The sequence below is a fragment of the uncultured Methanobrevibacter sp. genome, from assembly GCF_902770715.1.
Taxonomy (GTDB): domain Archaea; phylum Methanobacteriota; class Methanobacteria; order Methanobacteriales; family Methanobacteriaceae; genus Methanocatella.
The window spans coordinates 1-8,953 of the sequence record NZ_CACXTS010000046.1 but is presented as its reverse complement, the minus strand read 5'-3'; the positions used below and the strand labels follow the sequence as shown (position 1 = coordinate 8,953).

Below are 8,953 nucleotides of genomic sequence, written 5' to 3'. Positions count from 1 at the left end.
ATTGTTATTTTGAAGGCAATTATGCTACAACTGAACCTGGTTGTATTAATAATTGTGCAAAATTAACTGTGTATAACACTACTTTTGTTAAAAATAGATCTTATTGGTGGGCTGGAGCAATACATACGCATAGTGGTGCAAGTTCAACAATTTATGATTCTTATTTCATTGATAATGTTGCAGGATGGAACGGTGGAGCATTATACACTTATGGTAACTTAAAAGTTTATAATTCCGTATTTAGAGGAAACAATTGTACTACTGATAATGGTGGAGGTGCAATTGGGGCTTGTGAATATGGATCAAATCCTCATATTTATATTGAAGGATGTTTATTTGAGGACAATACCAATAATTGTTGGGCTCCGGATTCATTATCTGATGGTCCGGGTCGTGGGGGAGCAATATCAATAATGGATAAAGGTTCTTTAGAAGTAAGGGATACAATTTTCATTGAAAATGCTGCAGCTAGAGGGACTGCAATTTGTGCTTTAGCAGTACAAGGTTATGGAACTCCAGATATAATTATTGTAAACAATTCTTTTATTAATCATACAAGATCAAATGATGTTTTAGAAATTAGATTATGGAATGAATCTTTCTGCAATATTTCTGATAATTATTATCTCGGTAATTCTATTGTATTTTCCAATTTAAAACTTACTAAATTAAGTGAAGGTAAAGAACAAGCCTTTTTTGAAATTTCTAATAGTTTATCTCATCCGGATTGGTATGATTCAGATATTTTAAATAAAACATTATATGATGTTTATATTAACAACAAATATGTTAAAACAGTTAATTCAACTATTTTCAGTATTGATTTTGGTGATTTGGATATTTGTAGCGTTTATGTGGTTCCTACAATTTCAAACAGGAAATCAAATGAGGTCACAGCTACCAGTACTCGTGAATATATTTTTGTTTCAAAAAACAAAGGTAACGATACCAATAATGGTATTTCAAGAGATACTCCTGTCAGTTCAATTAAAAAGGCATTGGAGTTAGCTCAAAATTACCAGAATATTATTCTTTTAGATGGTGAGTACTCAGAGGATAATATTTTAATTACTTATGATGTTACTATTAAAGGTGAAGGCAATGCCACTTTAACTGGTGCTACTTCATTCATTTCCAACGCTGATTTAACATTAAAGAATTTGAAAATCAATAATTTAAACACAGAAACTTTCATTAAAAATATTAACAATTTAATCATCGCAAATTCCATCATAACAAATAATAATGTATTGCTTGTTCAAAATAATGGTGCTACTACAATCTCAAATTCTATTCTGTTAAACAATTCCAATATTATTCAGGGTAATGGTGCTAATTTGGATTATAACTGGTGGGGCAATTCAATACCTAATTTAAACATTAACAAATATTTAACTTTAAATATTACCAGTGATGTTAACGCTTTGGAAAATAATCAAAAAGCAAATGTTAAGGCAGTATTCTATTTAAATGATGGAACTAAATATGCTAATTTGCCACAAATCGATTTAAATCTCACAGCAATAAATGGTATTGTAAATAAATACATTATAGGTGTTGATTCCAATGTCATTTACACTTTAACTGCATTTAGTGATGGTATTTTAACTGTAAATTATAATGATTTCACTACAAATAAGACTTTTGAGTTTTTAAAAACAAATCCAAAAATATCTTTATCTAGTGATGACATTATGGTTGGAGATAATTTAACAATAACAGTCACACTTCCAAATGATGCTGAAGGCAATTTGACAGTTAATGTTGGCACTAACTCACAAACAAAAGTTATTGTTTCATCAAAAATGATTTTCAATTTTGAAAATCTAAAAGCGGATTCATACACTGTCACAGTCAATTACGCTGGTGATAAGAAATATCAATCCAAGACAGTAACATCAAATGTTAATGTGAATAGGTTTGAATCAACAACTAATTTAACAATCGGTACAGTTAATGTTGGTGAGGATGTTATTTTAACAATAACAACTACAGACTCCACTACTGGTAATGTTACATTATTAATTAACAATAATCCTCATACAGTATTTTTAACTAACTCTAAAGGGGAATATACTATTGAAAATATTGTTAGGGGAGATTATTTAATCACCGCAATATATAATGGTGATGACAGGTATCTTTCAAGTCAAACTAACAGATTCATCGAAGTGGATAATCTGAATGCTTCAATGAAAATTGAAACTAATGACATTACTTATGGGGATACTGCAATAATCAAAATCAAATTAAATGATGATGCAACAGGTAATGTCACAGTTACAATTGATGGCATAAGAAATTCATCAGCTGTAATTAACGGTAGGGCGGAAGTCAGCTTTATTAATCTGGAAGCAGGTCAGAATAAAAATATTAGTGTTTTCTACACTGGTGATGATACCTACTTTAACTTAACTAATACTAGTTCTTTTAATATCAATAAAGCAGATCTAATATTTGATATCTCTTCCAGTGATATTAAGATTGGTCAGACTGCTGAAATTAGTATTATAGTTCCATCAAAGACAAGAGGTACTTTCACAATTAACAATGAAACTATCAACATTCCATTATCAGGAGAAGTTTCCTATCTTATTTTCAATCTTGAAATTGGAAACTACACTTTCACTGCAACATATAATGGTAATAATTACAATACTGTATCCAAATCAGTTTCATTTGAAGTTAGTGAATATCCAATTCCACAATGGGCAGGTGAAGGCGGAAACACTGAAAACACTCACAAAACAATATATGAAAGCAGCACTGATGGTACAATAGCATACACCGTTCAATTCGATAAAACATTAACCGGTGAACTGCTTCTTGATAGTATGGGCAATATTTACTTAACCACTAAAGATGGTATTTATTGTTATAATCAGAAAGATTGTTTATGGTATTTCACATCTGATATGGCTGCGGGTAATTTTTCAGGTATCTGTATTGGTCGTGATGTAATCATAGCTCCAAAATCTGGTGATACTTTATACTTCATTAACCAGACTAGCGGTGAGAGATATGGTGCTTCCAATATTTATCAGGGATCCAGTTTGTTTGCACCGGTAATTGATTCAAATGCTACTTTATATATTGTAAGTGAATATCAGTATACTTCAGAGGATTATAAACTGACTATTATTCCATATAAAGTATGGGAGAATGGTGGTGATCCGACTTTGGTTACAATAGGTGATTCTCAACCGTTATGTTCTCCAATTTTAAATGAAAACATAATTGTTGTTGTCAGTGAAAACCGGTTAAGGATGATTAATGCAAAAACTTTAGAAACTATCTCAATTAAAGGTGGAGAGTACTCTCCGGTTAGACCGGTTATTGGTGATGGTGATATTGTTTATGCAGTTTCATCAGATAGTATTGTTGCTTATAATATTGCTGGTGTTCAGCTTTGGAAAACCAAAGTTGTAGGTGGTGTTGGAAATACTTTAGTAATTGACCCTGAACAAGGAGTATATCATGTAAATGCCAGAGGCATACTTTACAGATTCGATATTCTTGATGGTAGCGATTCTAAAATAAGCAATCTAAAAGTCACCAGTGGTATTTTAATTGATAATGACAGTAATTTGTACTTCGCATCAGGTAATGTCTTTTATGCTATTGACAAAGATGGTAATGTTTTATGGCAATCAGATTTAGGCTCTAAAATCACAGGCACTCCAGTAATGAACAAGGAAGGAGTAATTTATGTGACTTGTGAGGACAATAAATTATTTGCCCTAAGCAGTAATAATTTAAAAGACCCTAATTTGGAAGTAACAATAAATAACATTACTGAAGGTGAAAATACTACCATTTCAATTAGTATTAACAATCAGGCAACTGGTAATGTTAGTTTCACTTTAGATAATGTTGATTATTCATTTAAGGCATCTGAAGGTAACTTTGTTAAAATCATTTCTGATTTAAAAGCAGGGGATTATAGTGTTAATGTAACTTACTCAGGTGATTCAATATTTGGTAGAGCAAATAAAGTTGTGTCATTTAATGTAGCTTCAAAAACATCTTTACGTGACCCTGAGTTGGAAGTGTCAGTTCCAAACATTACTCAAGGCGAAAATGCAACTATCATTATTAAAATAGATAATGGAACTACTGGTAATGTTTCATTTGCTTTGGATGGTGTTGATTATTCATTTGACGTTTCAAATGGAACAATTATCTGTCAAGTTCCTAATCTAAAAGTGGGAACTTACACAATTGATGTTGTCTACTCAGGTGATTCAAAATTCAATAAAACTGTTAAAAGTGTAACATTCACTGTCAAATCTGATGTTGTTCCTTTGCCAAATCCTGATTTGGCAGTAAGCATTCCAGATATCACTCAAGGTGAAAATGCAGTAATCACAATCAAAATAAATAATGAAACTACTGGCAAGATTTCATTTACTTTAAACGGTGTTGATTATTCATTTGAAACAGGTAATGGCACTATAATTAAAGTCATTTCTAATTTGCCTGCAGGCACTTACACTGTCAATGTTACTTATTCTGGTGATTTAACATTTAACAAAACAAATAAGGTTGTCACTTTCACGGTTAAGGCAAAACCTTCCCCGCTTATTCAAGATTTAATTCTAAAAGGAAGTGACATCAGTGTCTTATACACAAGCAATTCCTACTATAAGGTAAAACTAACACAAAACAATGCTCCTTTAGCGGGTAAAACAATTGCAATCAATTTCAACGGTGCTAACTACAACATAATAACTGACAAAAAAGGTATTGCAAGTTTCAAAATCACAGCTAAACCGGGCAAGTACACTATCAAGGCATCATACCAAGGTAAAGTAACCCAGAACACAGTAACAGTAAAAAGCATCCTAAAAGCCAAAAACATCAAAGCCAAAAAGTCAGCTAAAAGTCTCAAAATAAAAGTAACCCTTAAAAAAGTCAACAACAAGTACCTCAAAAACAAGGTTCTAACCCTAAAGTTCAACAAGAAGACTTTCAAGGCAAAAACCAACAAGAAGGGTGTTGTAACATTCAAAATCAAAAGGAGTGTCTACAAGAAACTCAAGACTTCCAAAAAGTACGCCTACCAGGTGACCTATAAAAATGACGCCGTAAGGAAAACTATCAAATTCAAAAAATAAATGGGGAATTTCACTGCCCCATATTTTTTTCTATTTTTCATGTAGATTAGCCATTGAAAACATATCGATTTCAACACATCCATCAATTTAATCAAACATTGAATCAATTATAGCATACAATTCATTCATTAATATTAAAATTATTCATCGCTTTTTTTATTATATTGCCGGTTGGTTTCACTAGGGTAACATAAACTATTTATATCTTGAGTGACAACTAGAAAGATTAACCAATTTTTTGGAGAAGCTTTAATCGAATTAAGAGGTTATATAAAAATGTATTTTACTAGAGACCAGGATTTGATAGATGATTTTCACATAAAATCAGGTCATAGCGTTGGATCTAAAAAATCATACAGAACAGCATTCAACAAATACACAACATTCCATAACATGAGTCTTTCAGACTTGTTGGCTGAAGCAATAACCGAACAGGAAAACAATATTCCCGAAAACAGAGTAAGCATATATGACCGGATAATCTCATTTAGAGACCATTTGACTAAAAATCATATAGGAAACACGATACAAAGTTCAGTGTCAAAAATCAAGACATTCTACCATTACAACCGGGTGAAGGTGCCTTTCATTCCGCCGTTGAACAAGAAATATGTCAATAAAAATGATTTGATAAGCTTTGAGGATCTGCCGAGCAAGGATGAGCTGAGGTTGGCTCTGCAGTTTGCAGACGATGACTTGAAGCTTTGGATTTTGGTTATACTCTCATCGGGCTCAAGCAGGTGTGAGGCCAAATCCATGACCAACAGGACATTCTTTGAAGGAACAAAATCCTATCACAGAAAGGATAATTTCGAGGATGCTTTAAGGTATCTTTCACGAAAAAACAATGCGGTTTGTACCTGCAAGCTAATCCGGCAGAAAACCGACAAGCCGTACTACACTTTTTTAAATCCCGAATGCGTGCAGAAAATGGCAAGAATTAAATTAAAGCACGAGGACTTTGATTTGAAATCTCCGCTTTTGAAATATAATCCCAACCATGTGAACTATAAGTTTAAATTGCTGAATGATTATTTGGGCTTTGGTGAAGTTGGAGGCTATGCGAAATTAAGGCCCCACATGCTTCGTAAGTTCAACTCAACATACCTGAATCAGGGAACGCTTGAAGGTGGCCTGTTGGGTATGGACAGCGTTGATATATTGCATGGTCGTGGAAAGAATAAGACTAGGGAGGCATATTACAAGGACAATCCGGATTATATGAAACTGGAGTATATCAAGGTGATGAGCAATGTATCGCTTTATAGAAGGTATGATTGGAAAATTGTAAATGGCAAGGTGAAGGTGATTTCAATGCCTTTATAATATTGGTAGGTAAATATTGCTGTAACCTTGTAATTTTGTAAATGGTAAACAATATTTACTTGATTTAATATATAAAGACTTAAATACTTGATAAATCAAATAATTGATTAGATAATCATTCCATTAAATGATTTGGGATAATCTTTGAAGTTTAGTTGAGGCAATATATTTATTATAAATAAATTCAATATAATAAATTACTTATTGTACTGGGTGATTTATGTGCATGATAGAATTAAAATAGCCAAGGAGTTTGCAGAAACCATCAAATCAGATGACATTAAATTAATAATGTTATTCGGTTCTGTAGCTCGTGGAGACGACAGTGAAGAGTCAGACATCGATATCTTAATCGTATCTCCAATTGCAGATAAAATCAAACCGGAAATCCACAAAATCGCCATGGATATAATTCTAGAAAAAGATGAAGTTATATCCCCAAGATTAATGACAGAAGATGAATTCAAAAAAGTAGAAGATTATCCATTCTTAACTAACGTACTTAAAGAAGGTGTAGTAATTGGATAATCCAAAAGATGCAATCAATGTTGGAAAAAGTCAGTTAATCTCAAGTAAAATGTTATATGAAGGCGGACAATATAGGGACTCAGTCACCATGTCATATTATGCAATGTATTCCTCTGCTCTGGCATTACTTCTTAAAAAGAGCATTTCCCCAAAAACCCATGAGGGAACCTTAAGACAACTTGCCAAGGAATACGTCAAAACAGGATTGCTTAGCAAGAAAACCTATGGATACCTTTATGATGCCCGTGAAACTAGAAACGATTCCAGTTACGGTTATTCAAAAACTTTTACAGAAGAAGATGCTGAAGAACTTATTTTACAGGCTGAAAAATTCATTAATGAAGTGGAAACTTTATTATGATTTTTTATTATTTTTTTCTTTTATTTTCAGATTTTTATTTACTCTTGTTTTTTTAGGATAATTGATGTTGTATTTGAGGATGTGACACGAAGTCACAACTTTTTTTCTAATTTTAATTGATTTATTTTCCTTTAATTTTATATACTATGAAGTACAATCTTTTATTATAGATATTAATATTTATGGTTGTTTTATTCATGGTTTTAAAAGATGATAATATAAATCAGAGTATGTTGGTCCCGTTGGACTTGCGAAACTTGATTCCTAAAGATCATCCATGTTATTTTATTAAAAATGTGGTTGATTTAATTGATTGTTCGAAAGCGAACCATGAGTTTCGTGGAACTCCTGGTGAATTTGCTTATCCTCGTGAATTATTGCTCAGACTCATTTTAATGAGCGTTTTCGATGGAGGATTATCTTCCAGAGAAATTGAGAGAAAAACACGTACAGACATTGCATATATGTACCTTGCAGCAATGGAAAAACCATCATACAGAACAATAGCAAGATTTAAAGTCGAATATCCGGATTTAATCGATGAAGCATTCAAAACAACCATTAAAATTGCAAAAGATAATGATTTAATAAAAATCCATCATTTGAGCTTGGACGGAACTAAAATCAAAGCAAAAACATCCATTAATAAATTAACAGACGAAAAACAAATCAAAATCATGAAAAAACACCTTCAAAAAAGTATTGAAATGGATCAAGAAGAAGATGAAGAACTCGGTGATGAATCTGGAAATACTGTTCCTGAATCATTAACAGACAAAGAAAAATTCAAAGAAACAGTAAAAGAAATAGAAAAATCTTCTAAAAATAATAGAAACAAAGATAAACTTCGTTCTTCAAGTTTAAATCTTTTAAAACAAGCAGAAAAAAATCCTGAAAAAGTTTTAAAAAAGCTCAATGAACTCGAAGAAAAAGTAAAAGAATCACCAAAAGATGTAATTGGTATTAACGACCCAGATGCTCGATTAATGCTAAATAAAAAAGGCAAATGGGAATGGGATTATAATGCACAAATCATTGTGGACGAATACAAAGGAATAATCCTCACATCATACCTAACACAAAATCCAACAGACCATTTCGAACTAATTCCATCAATAGAACAATTAGAAACCAATTTAGAAGGAATTTACAATGAAATGCCTTCCAATTTCCAATTCAGTGCCGATAATGGATATTCCACAGATGAAAACACAACATATCTCGAAGAAAAAGGACTGGATGGATACATATCAACAAGAAAACTCTCAAGAAAAGAAAAAAAGTACAATCTATGGGACAAACCATTTCAAAAAGACAATTTCACTTACGATGCAGAAATTGAAACATATATCTGCCCTTTAGGAGAAATTTTATATAGAAGAAGAACATACGAATACAAAAACAAACCTAGAATAACTTACTGGACAAACGAATGTAAAAACTGCATTATGAAAGAAATCTGCTGCAAGAAAAAGAACTATAAAACAATTCAAGACTATGGAAACCCTTCCAAAATCAGAATGCAACGGAAAATGGAAACAGACTGGGCACAAAAAATCTACAAAAAACGATCAAAAACAGCAGAACTACCATTTGCACACATAAAACAAAACATGAAACT

General features: G+C 32.0%; 5 protein-coding genes. All 5 read left to right on the top strand.

What is annotated here, in order from left to right; translation table 11 throughout:
• Positions 1 to 5,117: Ig-like domain repeat protein (locus QZU81_RS09805; protein WP_295591565.1), on the top strand; the 5,117-nt coding region annotated here is incomplete at its 5' end.
• A 276-nt stretch (positions 5,118 to 5,393) separates the two neighbouring features.
• On the top strand, positions 5,394 to 6,443 hold the full coding sequence (locus QZU81_RS09800; protein ID WP_295591564.1) for a hypothetical protein: 1,050 nt from the start codon (positions 5,394 to 5,396) through the stop codon (positions 6,441 to 6,443).
• 222 nt (positions 6,444 to 6,665) lie between these two features.
• The gene (locus QZU81_RS09795) at positions 6,666 to 6,971 is read left to right on the top strand and encodes a nucleotidyltransferase domain-containing protein (protein WP_295591563.1); all 306 of its coding nucleotides are present in this window, start codon (positions 6,666 to 6,668) and stop codon (positions 6,969 to 6,971) included.
• The gene (locus QZU81_RS09790) at positions 6,964 to 7,332 is read left to right on the top strand and encodes a HEPN domain-containing protein (protein WP_295591562.1); all 369 of its coding nucleotides are present in this window, start codon (positions 6,964 to 6,966) and stop codon (positions 7,330 to 7,332) included. Before QZU81_RS09795 ends, QZU81_RS09790 begins: the two co-directional genes overlap by 8 nt.
• Before the next feature lie 197 nt (positions 7,333 to 7,529).
• Positions 7,530 to 8,953 (top strand): IS1182 family transposase (locus QZU81_RS09785; RefSeq protein WP_295591561.1); only part of this gene is annotated, 1,424 nt, incomplete at its 3' end.